General features: G+C 60.8%; 18 protein-coding genes and 8 pseudogenes. 11 read left to right on the top strand and 15 right to left on the bottom strand.

Annotation, left to right across the window (positions count from 1 at the left end):
- Positions 1–135 precede the first annotated feature (135 nt).
- Positions 136–726: a sce7726 family protein gene (locus tag ACVJGD_RS00510; RefSeq protein ID WP_456632565.1), complete on the top strand. Its 591-nt coding sequence runs from the start codon at positions 136–138 to the stop codon at positions 724–726.
- On the opposite strand, the gene ACVJGD_RS00505 is transcribed toward ACVJGD_RS00510, so the two are convergent.
- From ACVJGD_RS00505 to ACVJGD_RS00490, 4 genes are all read right to left on the bottom strand, one after another.
- Complete coding sequence (locus ACVJGD_RS00505; RefSeq protein ID WP_456632564.1) at positions 680–1,765, bottom strand: beta family protein; 1,086 nt, start codon at positions 1,763–1,765, stop codon at positions 680–682. The two genes, ACVJGD_RS00510 and ACVJGD_RS00505, sit on opposite strands and share 47 nt — an antisense overlap.
- Positions 1,762–3,024: a helix-turn-helix domain-containing protein gene (locus ACVJGD_RS00500; protein ID WP_456632563.1), complete on the bottom strand. Its 1,263-nt coding sequence runs from the start codon at positions 3,022–3,024 to the stop codon at positions 1,762–1,764. Before ACVJGD_RS00500 ends, ACVJGD_RS00505 begins: the two co-directional genes overlap by 4 nt.
- The gene (locus tag ACVJGD_RS00495) at positions 3,021–3,536 is read right to left on the bottom strand and encodes a DUF6932 family protein (protein WP_456632562.1); all 516 of its coding nucleotides are present in this window, start codon (positions 3,534–3,536) and stop codon (positions 3,021–3,023) included. Before ACVJGD_RS00495 ends, ACVJGD_RS00500 begins: the two co-directional genes overlap by 4 nt.
- A gap of 189 nt (positions 3,537–3,725) precedes the next feature.
- The gene (locus ACVJGD_RS00490; RefSeq protein WP_456632561.1) at positions 3,726–3,983 is read right to left on the bottom strand and encodes a hypothetical protein; all 258 of its coding nucleotides are present in this window, start codon (positions 3,981–3,983) and stop codon (positions 3,726–3,728) included.
- Positions 3,984–4,030: 47 nt separating this feature from the next.
- On the opposite strand from ACVJGD_RS00490, the gene ACVJGD_RS00485 reads away from it, so the two are divergent.
- Positions 4,031–5,065 (top strand): IS630 family transposase, encoded by a 1,035-nt coding sequence (locus ACVJGD_RS00485; RefSeq protein ID WP_456632559.1) that lies wholly within the window; start codon positions 4,031–4,033, stop codon positions 5,063–5,065.
- A gap of 308 nt (positions 5,066–5,373) precedes the next feature.
- On the opposite strand, the gene ACVJGD_RS00480 is transcribed toward ACVJGD_RS00485, so the two are convergent.
- Positions 5,374–5,751 (bottom strand): SGNH/GDSL hydrolase family protein, encoded by a 378-nt coding sequence (locus tag ACVJGD_RS00480; protein WP_456632560.1) that lies wholly within the window; start codon positions 5,749–5,751, stop codon positions 5,374–5,376.
- Between the two features lie 551 nt (positions 5,752–6,302).
- A pseudogene (locus ACVJGD_RS00475) lies at positions 6,303–6,834 on the bottom strand (IS701 family transposase); the annotation flags it as partial.
- A gap of 96 nt (positions 6,835–6,930) precedes the next feature.
- On the opposite strand from ACVJGD_RS00475, the gene ACVJGD_RS00470 reads away from it, so the two are divergent.
- The 4 genes and pseudogenes from ACVJGD_RS00470 to ACVJGD_RS00455 form a co-directional block, all read left to right on the top strand.
- A complete protein-coding gene (locus ACVJGD_RS00470; protein ID WP_456632771.1) occupies positions 6,931–8,298 on the top strand; it encodes a hypothetical protein in 1,368 nt (455 codons plus the stop codon).
- Positions 8,299–8,426: 128 nt separating this feature from the next.
- A pseudogene (locus ACVJGD_RS00465) lies at positions 8,427–8,633 on the top strand (DUF3422 family protein); the annotation flags it as partial.
- A gap of 53 nt (positions 8,634–8,686) precedes the next feature.
- A pseudogene (locus ACVJGD_RS00460) lies at positions 8,687–8,887 on the top strand (SMC-Scp complex subunit ScpB); the annotation flags it as partial.
- A gap of 92 nt (positions 8,888–8,979) precedes the next feature.
- Positions 8,980–9,213: pseudogene (locus ACVJGD_RS00455) on the top strand (helix-turn-helix domain-containing protein); the annotation flags it as partial.
- On the opposite strand, the pseudogene ACVJGD_RS00450 reads toward ACVJGD_RS00455, so the two are convergent.
- Positions 9,211–9,516 (bottom strand): annotated as a pseudogene (locus tag ACVJGD_RS00450) (IS21 family transposase); the annotation flags it as partial. The pseudogenes ACVJGD_RS00455 and ACVJGD_RS00450 sit on opposite strands and share 3 nt — an antisense overlap.
- Before the next feature lie 679 nt (positions 9,517–10,195).
- Positions 10,196–10,715 (bottom strand): annotated as a pseudogene (locus tag ACVJGD_RS00445) (IS701 family transposase); the annotation flags it as partial.
- A 104-nt stretch (positions 10,716–10,819) separates the two neighbouring features.
- Here ACVJGD_RS00445 and ACVJGD_RS00440 point away from each other — a divergent pair.
- Positions 10,820–11,059: pseudogene (locus ACVJGD_RS00440) on the top strand (IS110 family transposase); the annotation flags it as partial.
- Positions 11,060–11,170: 111 nt separating this feature from the next.
- Here the strand turns inward: ACVJGD_RS00440 and ACVJGD_RS00435 are convergent.
- The gene (locus tag ACVJGD_RS00435) at positions 11,171–12,205 is read right to left on the bottom strand and encodes an IS630 family transposase (RefSeq protein ID WP_456632559.1); all 1,035 of its coding nucleotides are present in this window, start codon (positions 12,203–12,205) and stop codon (positions 11,171–11,173) included.
- A 909-nt stretch (positions 12,206–13,114) separates the two neighbouring features.
- Here ACVJGD_RS00435 and ACVJGD_RS00430 point away from each other — a divergent pair.
- Together ACVJGD_RS00430 and ACVJGD_RS00425 are read left to right on the top strand one after the other, a co-directional pair.
- The gene (locus ACVJGD_RS00430; protein WP_456632558.1) at positions 13,115–14,104 is read left to right on the top strand and encodes a hypothetical protein; all 990 of its coding nucleotides are present in this window, start codon (positions 13,115–13,117) and stop codon (positions 14,102–14,104) included.
- Positions 14,091–14,669, top strand: coding sequence for a hypothetical protein (locus tag ACVJGD_RS00425; protein WP_456632557.1), 579 nt, complete (start codon positions 14,091–14,093; stop codon positions 14,667–14,669). Before ACVJGD_RS00430 ends, ACVJGD_RS00425 begins: the two co-directional genes overlap by 14 nt.
- Before the next feature lie 224 nt (positions 14,670–14,893).
- On the opposite strand, the gene ACVJGD_RS00420 is transcribed toward ACVJGD_RS00425, so the two are convergent.
- The 5 genes from ACVJGD_RS00420 to ACVJGD_RS00400 form a co-directional block, all read right to left on the bottom strand.
- A protein-coding gene (locus tag ACVJGD_RS00420) for an IS630 family transposase (protein WP_456632556.1) occupies positions 14,894–15,833 on the bottom strand; the annotation gives its coding sequence in 2 pieces (ribosomal slippage) (positions 14,894–15,488 and positions 15,487–15,833; 942 coding nt in all).
- A 75-nt stretch (positions 15,834–15,908) separates the two neighbouring features.
- The gene (locus ACVJGD_RS00415) at positions 15,909–16,289 is read right to left on the bottom strand and encodes a hypothetical protein (RefSeq protein ID WP_456632555.1); all 381 of its coding nucleotides are present in this window, start codon (positions 16,287–16,289) and stop codon (positions 15,909–15,911) included.
- Positions 16,290–16,566: 277 nt separating this feature from the next.
- Positions 16,567–18,498, bottom strand: a complete 1,932-nt coding sequence (gene traG, locus ACVJGD_RS00410) for a Ti-type conjugative transfer system protein TraG (protein WP_456632554.1) — start codon at positions 18,496–18,498, stop codon at positions 16,567–16,569.
- Positions 18,485–18,700, bottom strand: a complete 216-nt coding sequence (gene traD, locus ACVJGD_RS00405; protein ID WP_456632553.1) for a conjugal transfer protein TraD — start codon at positions 18,698–18,700, stop codon at positions 18,485–18,487. The genes traG and traD overlap by 14 nt, the downstream gene beginning before the upstream one ends.
- Positions 18,701–18,704: 4 nt before the next feature.
- Positions 18,705–18,959 (bottom strand): TraC family protein, encoded by a 255-nt coding sequence (locus ACVJGD_RS00400; protein WP_456632552.1) that lies wholly within the window; start codon positions 18,957–18,959, stop codon positions 18,705–18,707.
- Positions 18,960–19,179: 220 nt separating this feature from the next.
- On the opposite strand from ACVJGD_RS00400, the gene traA reads away from it, so the two are divergent.
- Entirely contained in the window at positions 19,180–21,858 is a 2,679-nt protein-coding gene (gene traA / locus ACVJGD_RS00395; protein WP_456632551.1) for a Ti-type conjugative transfer relaxase TraA, read from the top strand.
- A 300-nt stretch (positions 21,859–22,158) separates the two neighbouring features.
- On the opposite strand, the gene ACVJGD_RS00390 is transcribed toward traA, so the two are convergent.
- Positions 22,159–23,472 (bottom strand): IS701 family transposase, encoded by a 1,314-nt coding sequence (locus ACVJGD_RS00390; RefSeq protein ID WP_456632535.1) that lies wholly within the window; start codon positions 23,470–23,472, stop codon positions 22,159–22,161.
- An 86-nt stretch (positions 23,473–23,558) separates the two neighbouring features.
- Between ACVJGD_RS00390 and ACVJGD_RS00385 the strand changes: the two are divergent.
- Positions 23,559–23,834, top strand: a pseudogene (locus ACVJGD_RS00385) (S26 family signal peptidase); the annotation flags it as partial.
- Between the last annotated feature and the right edge of the window lies 1 nt (position 23,835).

Below are 23,835 nucleotides of genomic sequence, written 5' to 3'. Positions count from 1 at the left end.
CGGAGTGATTTCATGCCCGCGCTGCATGACGAGCTGGGATGAATTGTTGCGGGTGTGAACCCGCCATTAAGTCAGGTAGAGGCAAAGTGAAAATATCCCACCCGCAAAAAGGCGAATTCGGTTAGAATCCAGTCGATGGCAAAGTCAAAGGACCCTGAAATCAGATTGGCCTTGTATGACAAGAAGCTGCGCGTACACCGCGCGGCTCCGAATACGATTGTTGTGGACGAGTTGGGTCTTGCGCACGCGAAAGTGCGGATTGATGTGGCCGTCATCAGCGGTTGCGTGCATGGCTACGAGATTAAAAGCAGCGAAGACACGCTCAGTCGTCTGCCGGTACAACTCGATCTGTATACGCAGTGCCTTGAGAGGTTGACGCTCGTTTGCGCGCCGCGCCATATAGCGAAGGCGCAGACGATGGCACCGGATTGGTGCGGCATCATCGAAGCTCAGAAGGGCAATCGCGGCGGTATCACGTTCGAGACCGTTCGGCGGACTACCAAGAATCCAAGCGTCGATCCTGTCCAACTTGCACACTTGCTTTGGCGACCAGAGGCAGTAGCGCTTCTCGCGAAGCATGTACCGGAAGCGAAGCTGAGCAAATTGCCGCGCCGCGAGCTCTACAAGTCCTTGTCGGAGCTTCTATCTGTTCCTCAGCTGACGGCAGCGATCCGAGAATTTATGCAGCAGCGCCAAACTTGGAGATGTCCTCCAGTGCATGCATGATGTGGTGACTGATCGCCACCTGCTTCCAGCGCGGTTGATTGCTCGGTTGGACGATTTTCTTAGCGCATTTCTCGATGAAGTCGTCGCCTTCCGAAAACGTTGAACCGCGGAATTTCCCAGAACTCAGAATATAAGCACAGTGATCGTGCATCTGCGCGGGATTGTCGCGGAACGATCCGCCTTTGCGCACATGCCAATTGGCGGGTTCCGTATACACTACCTTGCCCCCCGACTTAATCTTGCGCATGTCGCGCGGCGTGAACTCCGGGTTGACGATGGTGTAGTCGCCGAAATTCGGGATCCGCGCGCTGGGCGGCAATTTTCCGATCAACGTCTGATAGAAAAGCCAGTCATGGCGAGGAATGTCGCCGCCCGGCTTGTCGAGGGTAACGGACTCGGGATAAGCGGAGCCGAAGATGACGAATGAGCGGTACACGCCCAAGTCACCGAGCAAGCTGACGGCGGCGATCAGTCCATCCGCGAAGTCGTCATACGGCTCATAAGCGGGAGCGCCAAGATCGATAATAAGATCGGTCAAGAAGTGCGGCACCCCGATCGAAGCCAAAAGGGCATCGATGGTCGCTTTGCAGCCTGGCTTCATAATGTGCGCGATGCGAAGACGGAGCCCGACGCCGCGCCCGTCCAGCTTTACGGCGGCGGCGGCGACGGCGGCGTTGATCGCGGGAGTGCTGTCCAGCGACACGACCGGCACCGCGCTCGTGCCAAGCGGACGAAGCGCATCGAAGACATGTGCGATCGGCAGCTTTCCGTCATCCATGAGACCGGCTTGAATTTTTGGATGAACGTCGATCCAAGCGGGACGGGTATCCCACTTCTTCTTGTACCGATTCGCAAAGGGTTCGACATGATCCTGAAGAGTCTTGGCAGGCTGCCATTTTTCGAAGTCGAATTCGATTTCAGGAACGACGATGAAGGGTACCACCCGACTTTTAGCGCTGTCTGACAGTCGCGAGAGTGCTTGATATTCGCCCAGACGCCAGCGTAATGACGGAACATAAGTATCCGGTTTAATAATCATTTGTCAGCCCCTTCAAGCTGAGCGCGCACTACGCCGTTGCCAACCAAATTGCTTAGGATGTGATAATTGCTTCGTTCTTTGCGAATTCTGCCCGCGATAATACTGGGGTGGATGCCGAGCTTTTCTGCATCAATCAGTACCGCTTCCTCGGATAATGCGAAGCGCGATAAGCATTGCTTCCAGAGTTGGTCGGGGATCAGGTTTGTTAAAGCAAACTGATCTGCCTCTTTTTCTAGTCCATCCCCATCAACGCCGTCCTCTTCGTCAAAGAAGTCGAGGCGTAGAGACGTATAAAGATGTAGAAATACGTGGCCAATCTCGTGAAACAGCACGAACCAGAAGTTATCCAATCGATCATGTCGAAGGGTGAGCGCCACTACCGGGTGGCCGGTCGGCGAAATCATGGCCGCGCCGTCCAAGTAGGTGCCTGACAAGTGCCGTTCGATAATTAACGCGATGCCGTGCGCATTTAATAGCTGGCGCGCCTTTTCAGGTCCGTCATCGAATTGGGTCAATGAGACGAGCGTATGGAGCCACGAGTCTTGAATTTCAAACTCGCCTATTCGTCCGGTCTCCAGCTCTTGCCGCGCAAGCTCAAGGACGCGAGCTTGCCATGCAAGCAAAGCGAACTCGTTCGGCGCATTGCCGCTGCGGACCTTCTTGCGGTGTAGGGCTGTGGCAAATTGCGGACCCGCGGCCGTGAGAAAGTAGGAGCGGGCCGCGCCTACTAAGTCTCGGCCTTTCAGCCAGCCACGCTTCGACATTTCTTTTAAGGGGAAGCGCGTCCAATCTATGCTGGCCGGATCGCTCCAGGAAAACAGCGAGCTTTCAACCGGGCTTTCAGTCGTCGCAAAAGACTGCGACACACGAACCTTTAGGGCACCCGCTATCTCGATTAATCGAGCAAGGCTTGCACTCATGTACTGGGTCGCCTCGTAGCGCTGTATTTGTTGCGCCTTCATTCCGAGTTGCTCGGCCAAGTCCGTCTGACTTAGTCCCTGCGCAATGCGCGCTTGGATCAGGATGCTTGGGAGGTCGGCAAGCGAATAGGTTTCGGAAAACGCGACTGAGCCCGATTTCAGTAGGTCATAGTTCGCAAGCTCGCCGTCGATCTCAGAAATCTGACTTTCGAGCGCGTTCACTTCTATTTTGCGCAGGCGCTCATGCTTCTTCGTGTCAGCACGCACGTTCGTCAGCGCTGACCGGAGTTTTTCAACTTGCTCCTTGGAGACTGCATATTGGCGATCGCTGAAGATCATGGCTTTAACCTCCGCGCTACTACCTCATCTGTTGTTAGCGAAATCGACAAAATTCCCTTCTTCTTGCCGGTGAACCCCTCAGTTTGAAAAAAATTGGCAAACGTCGCGCCGCTCGCGGCTTCAACCAGCGACGACGGAAAAAACTCGCCGCCGAAGCGAGCTTTCTGCGCGGCGCGCCCGTTGCTAAAATCGTCGAACACAGGATCAAGCTTCGCGAAGTCGACACCGGTCGGCTCCCAGCACGCGTCGTAGTCACCCGGGATCGGCTTGGCGGAAACGTAGCTGCCATCGAGCAGCACGGTTTGGCATCCCACCTGGCGCAGATGCACTGCAGCTTCGATCAGCCCCGCATAGAGCTCACGCCTACGAGAATTGTAGGTGTAGGCGGCGGCGATCTCAGTCAGGGTTGCGAGGTGAACGCCCGGCGGCAGCACATCCCACGGAGCGCCAGCTATGGCGACGAGCGCAGGAATCATGCTTACAACAATAATGTTGTAAGGCGCCGAAGTCAAGGCTAATCGTCCGTTTTCGGCTATTTCGGGCCATTTCGCGGAGCAAACCTTGCGATCTAGAACTCACTAAGTGCGGCGGCGGCGTGCCAAAGCACGGCAATGCAACTCAATGCGTTGCCGTGCTTGTTTTTGATGAGGCCCAACATAGGGCGCATCGAGACGGCGAAAATCCTGCCATATAACCAAAATCTAAGGGTGCTTGAACCAGCGTATGAGGCCCGCGAGCACGTCATCTTCTGGCCTGTCGGCGCCAGTTACACCGCTCCAGTCTTTGAAATTAGGTGGCGTGCCGATCGTGTACAGGAAGCTTCCGCCGTCCTGTTCATCTGCGGTGATGACCAGCTTGTGCTCTGTCCGGGCGTCGCTGTGCCGGCTCAGAAGGAGCGTACCGGCTTTTACGACCTGTTCGACCAGCAGTCCCTTGGCCCCGGTGTAGGCATTACTCATTGGTCAGAAATATAGACGACATTGCAGCGTTGGTGTATGCTATCGGCATGAAACGCGACGGCCGACTTCTTGACCACCGGACACTGGAAGAAATCCGCAGGATGGCGCTGGAACGGGTGCGCGAAGGCGAAAAGCCGAGCGCGGTCATCGGCAGCTATGGATTTCACCGCAGCGTGATTTACCGCTGGATGAACGCGGCGCAAGGTCGTGGGAAAGGCCTGCGGGCGCTGGCGTCGCGCAAAGGAACGGGACGTCCGAAGAAGTTGACGGCGGTGCAAGAGCGACAAGTGTTTCGCTGGATCAACGGCAAGAACCCGCTGCAATACGGGTTCGATTTTGGCTTGTGGACGCGGCAAATCGTGCGCGAACTGGTGGTGCGGGAATTCGGCGTGAGGCTGAGTCTGGCGTCGATCGGGGGGATGCTGGCGCGCTTGGGATTGAGCGCGCAGAAGCCATTGCAACGCGCCTATCAGCGTGACCCGGAAGCGATCGAGCGTTGGCAGCGGGAAACCTATCCGGCCATTGCGCGGCGCGCCAAGCGGGAGAAAGCGGATGTCTATTTCTGGGATGAATCCGGTTTCCGGGCCGATGCGGTGCAAGGCACGACGTGGGGCGTGAAAGGAGAAACGCCGGTGGTGCACACGCCGGGGCAACGGCAAAGCATCGGCGCGGCGTCGGCGGTGAGCGCCAAGGGCGCGTTCTGGTTCGCTACGTACAAGGGCGCACTGTCTGGTGAGCTGTTCGTGGAACTGCTCAAGAAGCTGATGTATCGCCGCAAGAAAGCGCTGCATCTGATTGTGGACGGGCTGCCCGCGCACAAGAAGGCGGTGGTCAAGGACTACGTGGCGAGCACGCAGGGAAAGCTGACGCTGCACTTTCTTCCGGGATATGCCCCGGATTTGAATCCGGACGAGCTCGTATGGAGCCATGCCAAGCGCACTGGCAATGCACGCCGGCCGCTGCGCGCAGGCGAGAAATTGGAAGACCGGGTCCGCACCCAGCTCGCCGACATCGGCAACAGACCAGCTTTGGTGCGTTCCTTCTTCAAGCATCCAGATGTCGCCTATATTTCTGACCTATGAGTAATGTTTTCGGACAGCTCCCTGATAGCTGCGGCCTCGCGCTGTTTCCGCTCTTCCTCTTTTCTGGTTTTGGCTTGCTTATCCTCGTTGAGTTCTTCCTCGCGCTGCATCAGAGACTTCATGCTTTCCCTGCCAATTGATTGTGTCGATACGGCCATCAAGTGGCTACGAACGGGCACAGAGTCAATCGATAGCTGGTCAGAACTGAACAGTCCGGCTCGATCGAACAGGATGCTGACATCGTGCTTTTGGTCTCCCGCGAGGAAATACTACCTGAAAGGTCAGGAACCGGCGGCCGGGACAGATGCTCATATCACATGGGCGGCGGAGCTCGAGGCGTCGGCGTTCGCGCCCGAGAGGTGATCCAGGCCGCGAAGAATGGCTGCTCCAACGTCGTCTAGATTCCATGCGGCGTTCGTGCCGACTTGCCAAATTACCAGCGCTGGTTTGAACGCGAGGACGTCATTCTTGAATCGCGCAGCCTTGTCCGGCGCCTCTTGGCCGTTCACGCCGACATTATGCATGTCAATCTTTGGGCCCGGGAAGCGGGCACTCAGCGCGGCAGCGAGCTTGTTCGGGTACGAGTTTTCCTTTGAGCTCGCTCCTTCGCCTACCGTCGACGAAGAACCGATGGCAACAATGCTTACATCGTCGGGACCATGCAGTGCTTCAGCCAGATGGGGCAAATGCTAGCCCAACGAGATGAGGTTGTCCCGCGTCTCGCAGCTTGGGTTTGTCGACGTCATCTTCTGCGCTTCCTAGCTCGATGGCGATCCGGTTGCCGGAGCTATCACTTCGCAGGCGCATAAGGGCACTCCGACGAACTGAAGACGTCGTTTAGGTACCGCGCCAAGCGTAGCGCCAGCGAAGCCTAGTTGCTGCGTTACGATTCAGAGCTGCGAGCGGTGATGCCTGAGCCCGATCAACCGATGACGAGGTTGTAGCATCATAGGAAGTTTCGTCGGGCTCGTTATTAACTGGCGCAATGTAGTGAGAGAGAGGTCGAGTTGGGCGGATGTGGTGCATGGTACAATCAAGACCTAGTGTCGTAACTTGTGCATTGCAGCGGCGGCGATGTCACGTTACGGCAAACGATGCTGCTGGGGTTCGATCGACTGTTTAGCTGTCGCTTGTCGCAAGCCCTCACTCAGCGAGGGCAGATGGCTAATGAGGGTGCTCTGCCGCGATGTCTTGGTCAAATAGTTTGTCGTTATGACGGGATATTGCGAACGTATCCCTCCGGCACATGAGCGGCTTTCAGGCGACGCGGATCCTCCGTCCAGCTTTTCGGCAGATAGAGCGCGCGGTCCATGAAGGCATGGCCGTGACGCGACACATAACACGCCGATCTGACAATTCGTAATCTTCCCGGCCGAACCGGTGTATTGTCGCGCCACTCCGCAGGAGGCCTTGCCCTGCTTGAGAAAGCCAATCTCGTCGATAACCAGCACCGCGCCTTCATCACCGAGATGCTCGACCACGTAATCGCGCACCAGATCTCGCAGCTCGTCTGCGTCCCATCGGTCTCGGCCCAAAAGCTCCTGCTGGCGCCGTGGGCCGGGATCGCCCGCTGCCTCCGCTCGCATCCCACCTGTCTTACGCCGCTCTTCGCTCAGCAATCCGTCAATGAACGTGCCCGCGCTCGCCGCCGTACGCTCCTGCGCAAACAATGGACGTATCCGTCGCTTCACGTCCCGAAGCGACGACGCCCACAACTCCAGCACCGTTTCGATCGGCGCGCCCGTCGGCCATGATTGAGATCGAATCATGGTGATGCATCGAGTCAGAACTCGCGAAAGCGCGCAACAAAAATTACGACTGTAATGTTAGGCCAGAGCGAATTTCAACCAGAGATTAAGGCCGTGATGCACGATCCGGATGCGTCGGCCCCTCGATCTTTGTCTGGTTTTTTACAGCCGTGTACAAAAGCTGTAAGATCCAAGACATCGCGCGCCGTGGCGCATGGCGAACTGTTTCAAAGCGTAACCAGGCGGTTTAATGCGCGAGGAGCGCTGGCATGGTCATTGCTCTCGCAGCAGGCAACAACGGCACTGGCTACTGCGCGTCTGGCGCGAGAGGAATGGTCCAATATGAGCTTGGTAAGGTCATTGGAAAGGGCGGAAGTTGACGCCTTCTATACTCTCAATGAGGGGCGTCTTGCATCCGTCACGCGCGAATTCACCGAGCATTTCTCAGGACGCGTGCTGTATGCGGTGAAGGCGAATCCGTTGCCCAAAATTCTTCACGCGGTCTCTCGCGCCGGAGTGGCCGGATTCGACGTGGCGTCGCTGGCCGAAGCCCACCTTGTCCATTCCACTATTCCCGGAGCCCGTTCATGGTTCATGAATCCCGTGAAATCTCGACGCGATATCGAACGGACGTTCCGCGATCTGGGGGTTCGCGACTATGTCATCGATTGCGATGCCGAGCTGCGGAAGCTCCTCGAAGTCTTGCCGTCGCATGATCCGGAAATACGAATCTACGTCCGGTTCAAGTGTAGCAGGACGTGCGCCATCTTAGACTTAAACGGCAAGTTTGGTGCCTCGCCCGCCGAAGCGAGCCGTCTGCTGGATCTCGTCAACGCGCAATCGCGCTGGACCACGGGGTTGTCCTTTCACCCAGGTTCCCAAACGATCGTTGTCAATCCCTATCTGCATGGCATTCGGGCGGCCGTCGACATTATAGAAGCTGTTTCTCCGGCCCCCACAGCGCTCGATATCGGTGGCGGCTTTCCCGGCCATTATCTGAACGTCCCCTATCACTCTCCCTTGCGCATGCTCTCCGAGATCACGAAACTGGTGCGCGGAACGGATGCACTAAAGCGTGTTGAACTGTTGTGTGAGCCCGGACGAGCACTGGTTCATGATAGCATCTCTTTGTTTTGCCGCGTGATCTTAAGAAAAGGCGAGGCGCTCTACTGCGGCGCGGGCATCTACAGCGGGCTCTCACCTGCCCGACAATGTTTTCTGCTCCCCGCCCGCGCTTGGCGTGGGGGACAGCCGATCCAGACTGAGGAGTGGCAGGACTTCATCATCTTTGGCCCAACTTGCGACAGCATGGACAGGCTTGGATTCGCGTATTCACTGCCACGCGATTTGAGCGAAGGCGATTGGATTGAATTCCAGAATGTGGGCGCCTATACGGATATGGCGCGATTCAACGGGTTTTCGGTTGATAAGATCGTGGCTGTAGGGCAGGATGAACTTACCATGTTGCCCGCCGCCATTCAGTAGTTGTTCATGAACATCCTAACGTAAATGATCCTGCCGCTCACCAATTCAACAAAGTTGACGATACCGTCCGATCGCTGATCCGCGCGTTGCGCCAGACCGGACAGTTGCTGGTCGCGATCAGGTTAGAAGTGGAGCAGGACGCCTCGCCGACCAGGCGCGCCGAGCAGATTTTTGACAAGAATAGCCTGGCCATGGTTGCCACAAAGAGCGGCGCAGGCGTTGCCGCCTCAGACTTCCGCGTAGACGAAAACGGCTTCACGAAAATCCTCGTCTGCGACCTCGGGTTGACGTCGCACGATCTCGGAGCGCTGGTGCAGCGGCTCCTGGAAATCGAGACCTACCGTCCGTTGGCGCTGCTTGGCCTATCGGCGGCCCTTGAGCTTGCACCGTGCTGGCGCGCGTCGTCGGCCGCGACTGCAATCTCGATCTCGTCATCGACGACATCCGCGAGGAGCTGCGTGGCCGGCCCTACGAGCTCGTCTCGGTCGCCGGCGGCTGGCAGCACCGGACCCGGAAGAATTTCGGCGACGTGATCCGGGCGGCGATCGGGGGAGGCGAGGACAAATCCCTGTCGCAGTCCGAAAACCTAGAGCGTGATGGCGTTAGCTTGAATCGATTGAGGATTCCCAAATCACATCGGTTCTGATTCAACATGCTGGCTGGGAAGGAGGCCAGCATGGGATGGGGCGGGCGTATTCGATTGATCTGCGTGAGCGCGTGGTTGACGCCGTCTGCGAGGGTGGCCTGTCGTGCCATCAGGCGGCGGCGCAATTTGGTGTAGGCATCAGCACGGCCATTCTCTGGGTGCAGCGCTTTCGCGTGACCGGCAGCGTCGAGCCGGACCAGATCGGCGGCTACAAGCCGAAGAAGATTTCGGGAAAGCATCGTGATTGGCTGGTGCAACGCTGCCGGGCGGCGGATTCCAGCCCCGAGCTCAGGGTGGCGGCGTAACAGCTCCTCGAAGATCGCGACAGCCCGTACGCCGGGGGCCGCCTTCAACATCGGCACGACCTCGGTCTCAAAAACACTGGCCAACGGGTCCGGTCGGCGCCGGCCGCGGGCTCCCTTCTTCTGCGATGGGAGCCTTCGATCCTTCTCGAAGCGATACGCGGTCGAAGTACTGAACGATGCCTTGGCGGCGGCCACTGGCGGGGTATCGGTCTGACGGTACTTCATGTAGAGCCTCATCTGGTGATCGGTAACGTGTCGGCCTGGCAAGCGAGTGATTCCTCTTGGCGGAAGAACCACTTGCACAACCAGCCGGCCGCGATCACCAGTCGGCGCGGTCCCCTGTGGATCGCGCCGACGCCGGGCGCCTAACTCCGGTCGGGCTACGCCCTCCCTGCGTCACGAGCCCGGCGTAGCTCTCTCATCCTGATTGACGCTCCACTGTCACCCTGATTGCCGCGCGGCAGTCACGCGCGGAATGGATGTCAATCGGCGTTCAAATTTGACCCCCGGCTTAGGGGGTCAATATTGCAGGCCGAATGACACGCACGATCACGCCGAGCGCCCTGCAAGGATTGTTGAGCTGCGCCAAATGCGGCTATGGGCTCTATCGCACCTCCAGCAGGTCGAGCGCTTGAACCATCCATTACTACCGCTGCTGCTTGGGCTCGGATGGCTGGCGCCGGCTCGGCGGGCCGGTCTGCGCCAATCGCCCGATGCGCCAGGATTTGCTGGACGAGGTGGTATGGAAAGAGATCGCGCGTTTACTTGAAGACCGACAGCTCATCGAAGACGAACTTGAGCGCCGCCTCAAGGCGGCGCGCAACGCCGATCCCACACAGCGCCGGGAGGAAACGCTTCGCCGCGATCTTGCGCGCTCCCGGAAAAGCATCGAGCGCCTCCTCACGGCCTATCAGGAGAGCCTTCTCTCACTTGACGAGCTGCACAGTCGCATGCGCACCCGCGCAAAACGCGATTTGAGGGGCACGTTGCTTCCCTCGCGCCAAGTGATCGTCCGCCAGTGCTTGGCCGGCAGGCTGAAGGCAAGATCCTTGACCTTGATCGGTTGGTGCTCGGCATCGCGGCGGAGCTGTTTGGTCGGCCGGCCGCGGCCCGGGACGTAAGGCTTAGGCGGCAAGGGCCCCGTGCCAGGCGCCCACACCGTGGTGTTCGAGAGAATGCCGGCAAATGTAAGGCAACCCAAGCGCCGTGACAGCCTCGCGTAGATCGATGTGAGTGCCATAGCCCGCATCCATCAGCACCACTCCGCGCGGCAAGCCCGCTGTGCAGGCCGCGCGGATCTGATCGAGCGCGATCTCGGGCTTGGTCTGAAAGACGATCTCCTCAGGCACGCCTGCCTTCTTGCGGCGGGCGGTGTCAGAAGCCCAGGTCTCCGGCAAATACAAGCGATAGGCCACCGGCAGGCTCGCATGAGCGTTGGCCAGCGACAGCGACACCGCGACTTGGCAGACCGTATGTTCGTTGTCCGAGAGGTGGCTCGTCCGCAGTATGCGATGAGCGAGGGTTGCGCCGGGTGGGCCGGCACCGAGCCTCTCGCATAGGAGGACGAGCCGTGCGGCAGGATAGCAAAATCTACGTGGGACTGGATACGTCGAAGCTAAAGATCTCGGTAGCCGTGGCCGAGGCGGGGCGCGATGGCGACGTGCGCTTCATCGGTGAGATCGATAGTGCGCCTGATGCGGTGGAGCGACTGGTTACGAAGCTCGCCAAAAGGCACCGGGACCTCGCCTTTTGCTACGAAGCCGGCCCGACCGGCTACGGTCTCCATCGTCAGATCACACGGCTTGTGCATCTCGATGTGAAGAGCGCGGTGCGTAACGCCCAGGGACGACTTCGAGATTGCCAACACCTTCGTCCCGGCAGGGACGCTTGTTCCGCCGAAGGCGGATCTGGGTCGGTTTACTCATAGGTCAGAAATATAGGCGACATCTGGATGCTTGAAGAAGGAACGCACCAAAGCTGGTCTGTTGCCGATGTCGGCGAGCTGGGTGCGGACCCGGTCTTCCAATTTCTCGCCTGCGCGCAGCGGCCGGCGTGCATTGCCAGTGCGCTTGGCATGGCTCCATACGAGCTCGTCCGGATTCAAATCCGGGGCATATCCCGGAAGAAAGTGCAGCGTCAGCTTTCCCTGCGTGCTCGCCACGTAGTCCTTGACCACCGCCTTCTTGTGCGCGGGCAGCCCGTCCACAATCAGATGCAGCGCTTTCTTGCGGCGATACATCAGCTTCTTGAGCAGTTCCACGAACAGCTCACCAGACAGTGCGCCCTTGTACGTAGCGAACCAGAACGCGCCCTTGGCGCTCACCGCCGACGCCGCGCCGATGCTTTGCCGTTGCCCCGGCGTGTGCACCACCGGCGTTTCTCCTTTCACGCCCCACGTCGTGCCTTGCACCGCATCGGCCCGGAAACCGGATTCATCCCAGAAATAGACATCCGCTTTCTCCCGCTTGGCGCGCCGCGCAATGGCCGGATAGGTTTCCCGCTGCCAACGCTCGATCGCTTCCGGGTCACGCTGATAGGCGCGTTGCAATGGCTTCTGCGCGCTCAATCCCAAGCGCGCCAGCATCCCCCCGATCGACGCCAGACTCAGCCTCACGCCGAATTCCCGCACCACCAGTTCGCGCACGATTTGCCGCGTCCACAAGCCAAAATCGAACCCGTATTGCAGCGGGTTCTTGCCGTTGATCCAGCGAAACACTTGTCGCTCTTGCACCGCCGTCAACTTCTTCGGACGTCCCGTTCCTTTGCGCGACGCCAGCGCCCGCAGGCCTTTCCCACGACCTTGCGCCGCGTTCATCCAGCGGTAAATCACGCTGCGGTGAAATCCATAGCTGCCGATGACCGCGCTCGGCTTTTCGCCTTCGCGCACCCGTTCCAGCGCCATCCTGCGGATTTCTTCCAGTGTCCGGTGGTCAAGAAGTCGGCCGTCGCGTTTCATGCCGATAGCATACACCAACGCTGCAATGTCGTCTATATTTCTGACCAATGAGTAAGCTCGTCGATCCAGCCATCGGCGTGGAGCGGTTCTCCCTATGCAATTTGTCCGCAATCGTCACGGCTACGCCAGCCCGACTGTGGTAATGCTGCAGAGGATTTTCTTGCGGCCGGCGCACCGGTCCTCCGAGGCTCTGCTACCAAGGCGGCGGCGTCATGGGCGGCTGGCCTAGGGCGAGGTTCAGCTCTCCTGACAGCGTGAGGATATGAACGTCCACCACGCAGCGAATGCGGCCAGTGGAACTGATGGCTTCGAAGTAGTCGGCATAGCCGGGAGGACCCTGACCTCCTCCGGAAGGCAGCGGCATCGAGCAAGAGGGGATGACCGTCGGTCGGCGTGTCGTCGATCCATTTTTCGGGCTTGATCACAATGTCCCGATTCTCGCCCTTTACCTCGGCGGTCCCAAACACGAGGGCACAGAGAAGGTGTGCGGAATTGTGGCGGGGATGCGAGCCTGTCAGAGCGTTGCCGCCGCTCTGAAATGGTCGCGAACCTTCCGATCGTGCGAGACTCTTATCTAGCCTAGTTTCCGTCGCGAAACGCATTTCGCCCTCTAAAATATGGGTTATCGCGCGATTTTCGCGACGTTTTTTCTTGCGCCGTACATGTGCATCGTATCACATTCTTGATATGAAGCATGTTGATTCGGAATCGCCTTCGGATGTCGCGCGCTGGCTGCGAAGCGAATCGACGAATCTCTGGCCTGCGCTTCTGGGTTCGCTGAGCCTGCGTCGGAGCCGATGTATCCGCAAGAATTGCCCGGCGTGCCGGTCTGGCGAACAGCATCAAAGTTATGTGCTTTACGGTCGCGCGAACGGGCGTCGCGTTGCCGTCGACGTGCCGGAAGAGCTTGTGCCGGAGGTTCAGCACAGCCTGGACAACGGGCGCGCTCTGCAGGCTGCACCAGGCGGCACCGCGATACATCAAAGCGTTGAAGCGAGAACGCGCCGAAGCATCCAAGAGCAAGAAGAGCCGAGCGATGTGAGAACGACGGCGCGACAGATCAGCTTTGCCGATTGGGAGCTGATGCGGCAACGCGATCAGGGCATTCGCCTGGAACCGCTGCTGGAGGCGATATCCGGCTTTCTCGACGACCAGCGGGACGTCATCGAGCGCGTCCGGCGGGACTTGGTGCGTGGCCTGAAGCAGCCCGATAGCGGTCGTCACGGATTAACGGCGACGCAGGTTCTGCGCTCGCTGGTTTTGATGCGGCTCAAGAACTGGGACTATCGCGAGTTGCGTGAACGCATCGCAGATGGATTGACGCTTCGTCAGTTCACCGACTTCTACTGCGCGCCGGTGCCGAAGCATGACGCCTTTCAGCGTGGCTTCATCCGTCTGACCCCACAAACCCTGAGAGCGGTCAACGATTTGGTGGTTCGGGCAGCGGTCGAGCTCGGATTGGAGGACGGCGCGAAGTTGCGGGTCGACACCACGGTCGTGCAGACCGACATTCATCATCCGACCGACAACACGTTGCTATGGGATGTGGTCCGCGTCGTCACACGCTTGGTCCGCCGTCTGGCCAAAGCGCTGGAATTGCGAAGAATCAAGGGCTTTTGCGACCGCACGCGGGCGGCGCGGCGCCGGATGTACGAGATCCAGCGCATGACGACGAGGCAACGTCACGAGCAGCAGGCCCGCACCTACCGGGTGCTCATCGACATCGTCGAGGAGGTCGTAGGCAACGCACGCGCGGGGCTCGAGAGAACCCGCACGATCCGCGGCAAGGACGTGCTCACCGCCATGGCCATCGAGCAACTGCGCGGGCAGATCGAGGCACTTCTGCCACCTGGGAGATCGTGTCATCGATCAGTCACGTCGTCGTGTGCTCCTTGGTGAGCAGCTCGCTACCGACGAGAAGATTTATTCCATCTTCGAGCCTCATACCGACCTGATCAAGCGCGGCAAGGTGCGCACGCCGGTCGAGTTTGGCCACAAGGTCTTCCTCGCCGAAAGCGCTCAGGGCCTGATTACGCAATACGAGGTGCTCAAAGGCAATCCGCCCGACGAGGTTCACGTGGCATCTTCCCTCCAGCGCCACAGGCAGGCCTTTGGCCGCGCCCCGCAGTTGTATGGCTCGGATCGTGGCTTCTTCAGCGAACAGAACCTCGCCTCGTGCAAGCACGCCGGCGTCAAGGTGGTCTGCATTCCACAACGTGGCGGCAAGCGGACGAGACGACGTGAAGCGTACGAGAAGAGCGCGGTCTTCAAGGATGGTCAGCGCTTTCGCGCCGGCATCGAGGGACGCATCTCCGTGTTGTTTCGAGGCCGCGGCATGAAGCGCTGCCTCGCCGAAGGACGCGACCGTTTCGAGCTGTGGGTCGGCGCCGCCGTGCTCGCCAACAATCTCATGAGGATCGCAGCACTGCTGGCGCGACCGTCACGCAAGCGAAAAGCTGCTTGATCGACACGACGGCCCGCCCCGGTCACCCAAAGTGGCCGCGGCTCAGCACATCCCAAGCTGACAAACGGCGCGCAACTCCGAACCGCACCGAAAAAATCGCCCGTTACGAGCTTGCCGATTCCACCACTCTCCGTCACTTTATGCCCAATCTATCGGCATAACTTCAATCGGACCCCCTAAGTTCAGCCGTTTCGCGACGGAAACTAGCCTAAAGCGGATTCCTGTCATTTAGAAGCATAGCCTGCGTGAGCGAAATAGTTGGTGCATTCGCGTGGGCTTAGTTGTGGGATGAACGAACGGATCGCGCGCGTGAGATGCGGAACTGTTCGTGCCGCGACCTTACGCAAGTATGCCTTAAATTTGCTGTAGGGCAGCTCGATCGGATTAAGATCAGGCGAGTATTTCGGGAGATACCGCACGCTCGCCTTTGCCTTCTCAATCGCGTGCCTAACGGCAGGCGCCATGTGAGCTCGGCAGTTGTCCATCACGACGATGTCGTTGCGCCGAAGGGTTGGAACCAAGCACTGCTCAACATAGGCGAGGAACATTTCTCCGGTCATAGCTCCCTCGATCACCATCGGGGCAGTCATTTTATTGTGGCGCAAGGCCGCCACGAAAGTGATGGTCTCCCATGACCCCAGCGGAACGGCGCCGATCACCCTGACACCCCTTGGCGCACGCCCCCGGAGCCGCGCCAGATTTGTGCTGACCGCAGTCTCGTCGATAAAAACGAGCCGGGCGGGATCAAGAAAACCTTGCTCTCGTATCCAACGTCGGCGAGCTCGCGCAACGTCCTCTCGCTGCCGTTCAGTAGCCTGCAGGCTTTTTTTTAAAGGTGATGTTGTGACGGTCGAGAAAGCGCCAGAGCGCGCTGCGGCTGGTTCGAATTCTCCGCTTGCGCAGCTCTGCAAGCGTCTCCACCAGGGTCAGGTCTGGATGCTCAGCAACCACAGCCAAAATCTCGGTTGCGAACTCTTCGAGCGGCGAAACGCTTCCGCCGCGCGGCTTCGCAGCGGCGCTGTTATCGTCCCGCCAGCGCTGCACCCACTTGACCGCCGATGCTACACTCACCTCGAAGCGTTCGGCCGCCTCGCGCCGCGACGCGCCCGCAGCCACGGCCTCGATAACGCGTTCCCGCAGGTCACAAGAATAGGCCTTCGGCACCGCCCGCCCCCGCCGGCAAGGAGAATCAATGCACACAGTCTCCATCATCGCTAACCGTTTGGGAATCCCCCAGATTCAAATCGGGCGAAAACCGCTATAGGACTCAATGGATCTACTTATGTCCGCCCCGATCGAGACTTTTGGAAGATATCCCAACTGCCGTTCCAGGGCAGCCAAAGTTCGACGGGCGGAATCCAATTTCGCAGTCGCCTCGACCAGGTCGGCCCATGTATTGTCCGACCGCGCAACCGCTGCGGAGCCAATCTCAAACAGGTCGTTGTTGAGATGCGGTGCCGCTTCGCCTCGCAGAGTACGCTTCACGTCGAGCAGAGTGCTCGACAGCGCTCCTTGCGCGCACGCGTGCTCTCGTTCCAGGTTTTCCGCCAGTTCGAGCGCTTCGCGATAGCGTCGGATCGCTGCAACGACTCTGCTTTCGAGGTCGGTGTTATCGCTCATCTGCTTTTCTCCTTGCAAATCGTTGGGCATTTTGTTGCGGCCTGAGCGGGCAATAATTAGGCGGCTTGCAGGTGAGGCGGGGCGAGGTGATGCGCTGGCTCGTACGACGAGCCGAGCACCGAGCCCGGTATGCCGTCGTTGCTGGATGCGTTTCGTCTCGACTTTCCATCTCCGACAATATTGCCGTTCCCCCGCACGCCCGTCTTTCCGTAGTTGGGAGCCAGCCGGTCTGTTGTATGCTGGCCGAGTCTTTCCCTGATCGCCGCTTTCGCGATGATCAGCTACGCCCGCCAGCTTCTCTCCGGTAGAACCTGTTCTCGCCGACGCACGCCCGCATGTCGGTGCGCCGGAACCAGATGGCGCGTCCGCATCGCAGCGGCGGGTTCCCGGCGGTGAAGATGATCTGCTCATCGGTCCGCATCCGCAGCACTTCATGCGGCAGCAGGAGCGGGCGGCGGGCGAGCTGCTTGGACCGCGTCCGGGACGAACCCGACATTTGCGAGGACTGGCTCAGCTGATCCACCTCGACGGTCGTGTCGCCGCAGCGCTTCGAGATATAGTCCGCCGTCTCGGGATCGTTGATCGCCGAGAAGGAGATCCAGGACGCGCTCTCAAACCACTTGCTGGTGGCATCCCGCCCACCATAGGCCTCGCGCATCTGGCCGATCGACTGGTAGAGCATCAAGAGGGTGATGCCGTATTTGCGCCCCGCATCGCGCGCGGTTTCGAGAATGCGCAAGTAGCCGAGGCGGGCGACCTCATCGAGCAGGAACAGGGTGCGGCCGGTCACCTCGCCATTGCGATTGTAGATGGCGTTGAGCAGCGAGCCGATGATGGTGCGGGCGAGACCGGCATGGTTCTCCAGCGTCTTCAGATCGAGATTGATGAAGACGTCGGTCCGGCCCTCCGCGAGCTCGGCCGTCGTGAAGCTTGAACCGGACACCAGCGCGGCATAGTTGGCATAGGAGAGCCAGTGGGTTTCCTTGACCGCGTTGGCGTAAACGCCGCTGAAGGTCTCCGGCGTCATGGCGATGAAGGGCGCGACATTCTCCTTCACGAATCCGGATTCCGAGTTGTCGTAAATCGTCTGAAGCCGCTGGCGCAACTTCGGCTCCGGCTCGGACAGATTGGCGCGGACCTGGCGGAGGTGCTGATCCTTCTTTTCGGTATGACCGGACAGGCAGACATCGGCGATCAGCGCCGTCAGCAGTTGCAACGCCGAGGCCCGAAAGAAGTCGTCCCGCGCCGAGCCCTGGCGCGGATTGTCGGTCATGATCCATGACGCGACGGCGGCAATGTCCTCCTCCTTGGTTGCGCCGTGCTGGCCGATCCAGTCGAGCACATTGAAGCCGATCGCCGAGGCGCGCGGGTCGAGCACGAAGATCTGGCGACCCGCCCCGTGCCGGTGTCCCCTGACCATCGGTGCAACCTCGTTGGAGGGGTCGAGGACGACCAGTCCGCCGCCCCATTTGAGCGCCGTCGGCACCGTGACCGAAGTTGTCTTGAAGCCGCCGGAACCGGCGAACACGATGCCGTGCGACGAGCCGAAGGACGCGTCGAAGCAGAGCAAAGGCGACTTGCCGCCGGCGCCCCATGTCTCGCCGTCATCGGCCCGGAAGGACTGATCAGCGACCGCATCCCGATCGACGCGATAGCGCTCCCCGACCACGATGCCACCTCTCTCCGGGAATAGCCGCACAGCCTCGCTCATTGTCATCCAGTCCGACTCGCCATGAATGGCTCGCCGGCCGTGGATGCGGCGCGGCTCAGCGGCCGCGAAGGCGGCATTGCCTCTCATCGCCACGCGCAGCCCGAACACGGCCGCGAGCGCGGCGATCGTCGCTCCCACGACGGTCGAGGGATCGGCATAGGCGAGAAGGCGATCTCCGGCCGGCAGGGCATTGGCAAAGGAATGGAGGCGCGCGATCTCGCGCGAGGCGGCGATCGCGACCACCAGCAGACCGCCGAACACGACGCTCCAGCCGGCGGAGCGGATCGCCGTCGCACCGGCTGCCGCGAACAGGAAGACCACGCCGATCGCCGCCGCCATCACGTAGGGCAGGGCGATGCCGATCCGGCCGAACACCAGGTGCGCCTTCGGGGTTGTCCCGAACTTCGAAAGCCAGGCTTCGATGCCGGTGAGGGCAAGGCATAGGCCCGCCATCAGCACGGCCGGCACGATCGCCAGCGCGATCTTATTTGCCTTCATGGCCGAACGCCTTCGCGCCGATCGCCGCCAGGCGCTCGCGTTCCGCCTCATTGTCGCGGAGACGGCCAGCGGCATCGAGCAGCAGACCGAGCAGCAGCGCACGCTTCTCGTAACGCAGCCCGGCCTTGGCGATCAGGCCGCCGAGCTCGATCTTCTCCCGCGTGTCCTTCTTGCGGGCACTAGTCGCATCGGAGCGGCGCATGCGCTCAGCCCTGTTCAGCCACGCCCGAAGACGCGCCAGGCGCGACGATCGCGGCCGCCTTTGCGGTTCGGCTCCCACCCTTGCGAAACCGGCCGGCGATCTCCTCGAAGGCCGACAGCAGCGCGCCTTCCTCGATCTCTCCCATCCCGGCTTTCAGCGCGATGCGGCCGATGCGCTCGGCCTCCCGCGTTTCAGCCTGTTTCAGCTGATCCTGAAGCCGAGCGATTTCGTCCCTGATCTGCCGCGAGGGCTTTTTCATTCCGGAAGACCTTTCCTATCATTTTGCGCGAAGCGCCCGACAGGAAATCCGGGCTGAGCGCGAAGCGCGACCCGGGTAATTAACGGGGTCGGCGGAGCCGACGCTTTGGAAGATCATCCCGCCGTTCCGAAGGAGCGGCTTCCAAGGGCGCAGTAATACGTCGCTGGCGCGACGTCCTGCTTCCCGCCCAGAAATGGGCAGGTCGATCCCGACGAACAGCATGTTCGTTCGTCTTAAGGATCGCTTCCAGCCGTGGCCATCACCCATTTCACTGCCAACCACCCATATCGGCGTCGCGGCCAAGGCCATCCAGCGCCGGGCGGAGCGCGAGGGGCGCGACCCCAATCTCGAACGGCTGCGCGTCTTCGACGAGAACCGGGCCGAGACCTTGAGGCGAATCCAGCGCCGTCCGGAGATCGTGCTCGACATGATTTCGCGGGAGAAGAGCGTCTTTGACGAACGGGACGTCGGCAAGCTCCTGCATCGCTACGTCGACGATGCCGCAACCTTCCAAGACTTGATGGCGCGGGTGCTGCAAAGCCCCGATGCGCTCCGGCTGGAAGGGGAGCAGGTCGACTTCGCCACCGGCGCGCAGGCGCCGGCAAAATACACGACGCGCGAGCTGATCCGGTTTGAGGCGGAGATGGCGCGGCGCGCGGTCCACCTCTCGGGCAGCACGGCTTTCACGGTCAGGGCACAGGAGATTGCCGCGGTGTCCGCGCGTCACGCCAACCTCTCGGCTGAGCAGCGCGCTGCCATCGCGCACATCGCGACCGGAGAGAGGATCGCCGCGGTTGTCGGCCGTGCAGGCGCAGGCAAGACCACGATGATGCGGGCCGCACGCGAGGTATGGGAGGCCGCCGGCTACCGCGTGGTCGGCGGCGCCTTGGCGGGCAAGGCGGCCGAGGGATTGGAGAAGGAGGCGGGCATTAAATCCCGCACGCTGGCCTCCTGGGAGTTACGCTGGAAAAGCGGTCGGGATGGCCTCGATGACAAAACGGTTCTTGTCCTGGACGAGGCCGGCATGGTCGCCTCGCGGCAGATGGCGCTGTTCGTCGAAACAGCGTCAAGGGCGGGAGCGAAGCTCGTCCTTGTCGGCGATCCCGAGCAGCTCCAGCCGATCGAAGCAGGCGCAGCGTTCCGCGCGATCGTGGAACGCATCGGCTATGCCGAACTCGAAACCATCTATCGCCAGCGCCAGCAATGGATGCGCGAGGCCTCGCTCGATCTTGCCCGTGGCCGGACGGGAGAGGCCCTGTCCGCCTATCGTCATCATGGACGTCTGTTCGGCTCGGAGTTGAAGGCGCAGGCGATCGACAATCTCGTTGCCGATTGGAACCGCGAGTACGATCCGTCCAAGTCGACATTGGTCCTGGCGCATTTGCGCCGCGACGTCCGTGCGCTGAATGACATGGCGCGCTCTAAACTCGTCGAGCGGGGACTCGTCGAAGAGGGGCATGTCTTCCGGACCGAGGATGGTGAGCGCCGGTTTGCGCCCGGTGACCAGATCGTGTTCCTGAAGAACGAGGGCTCGCTCGGCGTCAAGAACGGCATGATCGGCAGGGTCGTGGCCGCCGAGCCTGCGCGCCTCGTCGCCGAGATCGGGGAGGGTGAGGGCCGCCGCCGCGTCGATGTCGATCAGCGCTTTTACCGCAGTATCGACCACGGCTATGCGACGACCGTGCATAAGGCGCAAGGCGCCACCGTCGACCGCGTCAAGGTGCTGGCAACGCTGTCCCTCGATAAGCACCTGACCTATGTCGCGCTGACCCGCCATCGCGAGGATGTGGCGCTCTATTACGGCCGGCGTTCGTTCCAGAAGGCCGGTGGCCTGATCCCGATCCTGTCGCAGCGGCGGGCAAAGGAGACCACGCTCGATTACGAACGCGGCAGCCTCTATCGCGATGCGCTGCGCTTCGCCGCGAACCGCGGACTGCATATCGTCAAGGTGGCGCGCACGCTCGTGAACGACCGCCTGCGCTGGACGGCTCGCCAGAAGCAGCGCCTTGCCGATTTCGGCCGTCGACTGCGTGCGCTAGCCGAAAAACTCGGCCTCGTCGATGGCCGCAAACCCATCCTCAGCACCGCACCCAAGGAGGCGAAGCCGATGGTCGCAGGCGTAACGACATTCCCCAAATCCCTCATCGATACCGTCGAGGACAGGATCCTCGCTGACCCCGCCATCAAGAAGCAGTGGGAGGATGTGTCCACCCGCTTCCGCCTCGTCTTTGCCGATCCTGAGCGCGCGTTCCGCGCGACGAACTTTGACGCCATGCTGAAGGATGCCGCCGCGGCGTCGTCGACGATCGCCCGTCTTGCCACGAACCCGGAATCGTTCGGGCCGCTGCGCGGGAAGACCGGTCTGCTGGCGGGCAAGGCCGACAAGCAGGAGCGCCAGCGCGCCGAGGCCAATGTGCCGGCGCCCCAGCGCGACATCGAGCGTTACTTGCGTCTTCGCGTCGAGGCCGAGCACAAGCATGAGGCCGAGGAACGCGCGATCCGGCATTGTGTAACCATCGATATCCCCGCTTTGTCGCGCGAGGCGCGTCGCGTGCTCGAGCGCGTGCGCGATGCCATTGACCGCAACGACCTGCCGAGTGCGCTCGAATTCGCGCTCGCGGACCGGATGGTGAAGGCGGAGATTGACGGTTTCAACAAGGCCGTCGCGGAGCGCTTCGGCGATCGCACCTTCCTGCCGAACGCCGCCAAGGAGCCCAACGGGCGGCTCTTCGAGAAGGCGGCCGTCGGCATGGATCCGGCGCGGCGCGAGCAGCTGAAAAAAGCCTGGCCAGCCATGCGCGCGGCACGGCAGCTCGCAGCAGGGGAGCGCACCGCGCAGGCCCTCAAGCAGGCCGAGGCGCAGCATCTGACCCAGAGCCAGGGACAGACCCTGAAATGAGCATTCGGCGTTCCCCTCTGGCGATCTTGGCGATCGGCACCGGCCTCGTCGCTGCCGTGGCAGGTGCCGGCTGGGGCGCCGGACTGCGTATCAACATGACGCCGAGCTACCCGCGGGGTCTCTGGCGGATCGAGACGCTGGATCGGGCCGCCGCCGCCGGCGATCTCGTCTTCATCTGTCCGCCCGATACGGCCGAGTTCGAACGCGCATTCGTGCGCGGTTACATCCGGGGCGGACTTTGCGCCGGGGGCTTAACACTACTTTGGCACTTTAGTCTTCGCGATATTTGCAAGGAGCAGGTCACAGTGAGGACATCGTCGGGGTGGAGGTCGTGTGAAGAGGTCGAGGATCGCTTGCCTGATGGCCGGCATGCTTGGTTGTGGTGGCGGTCCTGAGATTCTTTTTTTTCCGTCCCGCTGCTTTGAGGCGGCGGGATTGGAGGAAGGCGTAAGCGATCATCGTCATCAACGCATGTCGATGTAATCCCGTCCAGGATCTACCTTCGAAGTGGTCGAGCCCCAGCTCCTCCTTGAGCTGCTGGTGAGCCTGTTCACAGACCCACCTGGCCTTGATCGTGGCAGCAAGCGTCTTGATGGTGGCATCGGCCGGCAGGTTCGACACATAGTATTTTTGCTCCCCGGTCGACCGGCGCTCGCCGACGAGCCAGACCTCGTCGCCAGGCATGCACTGCATACGGTTATTGATCATCCGGCGCTTATGGCCATCCGCAACGCGGACACGGCGGGCCGTGAAGAGACATGTGAGCCGACCTTTGGTGCCCCGCCGCCAGCTGACCCTTTGCCATTTGCCTTCGGCCAACAACGCTTCAGCAGAGACCGGTGGCTGATCAGGGATGTGGTATTTGCGAGGCTTTCCGGTCTTCGCGATGGGGAAGATCAGGGCAACGTCGGCGGGATAGACGTTCTGGCGCCGCGACAGACCCACCGCCCACAGCAGACCGCGCTCGCTCAAAGCCTGACGGAAAGGCCCGCTGGAGCCGTACCCTGAATCGGCAAGCACACAGCCGAAACGCGCACCAGAGGCGATGACGCGGTCGATCTCCTTGATCGCAATCTCCGGCTTTGTCAGAGCAGTCTGTCTATCCTTCGGCACACCGGCCCGCGCCATGCGCTTAGGATCATCTGTCCAGCTCTCGGGCAGGAACAGCCTCAGGCCCACCATCACCGGCACCTCCCCCGACGCCAATGTTAGCGAGACTAGCGATTGACAGTTGGCAGTCTTTCCGAGCGACGAGGCATATTGTGGCGCGACGCCAATTGAGTGACGTCCCTTCTTGGGCAACGCCGTATCATCGATGACAAGAAAACCCGCATCATCGCCAACCAATCTGTCTGCCTCCTTCAGCAGGGCAGCCTCGAGTGGAGCACTGTCCCAAACTCCGGCAGCGACAAAATGATGGAGCTGATCGTAACCCACCCCGCTGGCGCGTGCCGCCATCGGTTGAACGCTCTTGCGGTCTCCTGGACCAATCAAACCCGCGACGTAGAGAGGGCACATCCGGGCCCGCGTCTTGTGCCTTAGCGCCGCGACAAACGGCGCAAGCCAGCGATCGAGATCGGCTTGCCAGTCCATGTCCATAGATCGGCCCTCCATAAGCCGACCCCTCATGAATCACGCAAACCCTCTCTTGGGAATCCCAAAAAACTCGTCGCCGCTAAAAATGTGCCTAAGTAGTGTTAAGCCCACTCATCAAGACGGTCGCCGGCGTCAGTGGCCAACAGGTCGATGTTGCCGAACAGGTCTCGATCGACGGCCGCCCGCTGCCCGATTCCGATGTCCGGCATACCGATGCCGCCGGCCGTCCTCTCTTAGCCTTTGCCGGCGGCGTCATTCCCGACGGCGAGCTCTATCTCCACTCCGATTTTGCAGGCTCCTATGATTCCCGCTACTTCGGCCCGATCCCGTCATCGGGCGTTCTCGGCCTCGCCCGGCCCGTGTTCACCTTCGGTCCTTAGC

The organism is Bradyrhizobium sp. USDA 10063 (assembly GCF_054063735.1).
Note: the sequence above shows the minus strand (reverse complement) of the source record. Positions and strands in the feature narration are given on the sequence as shown.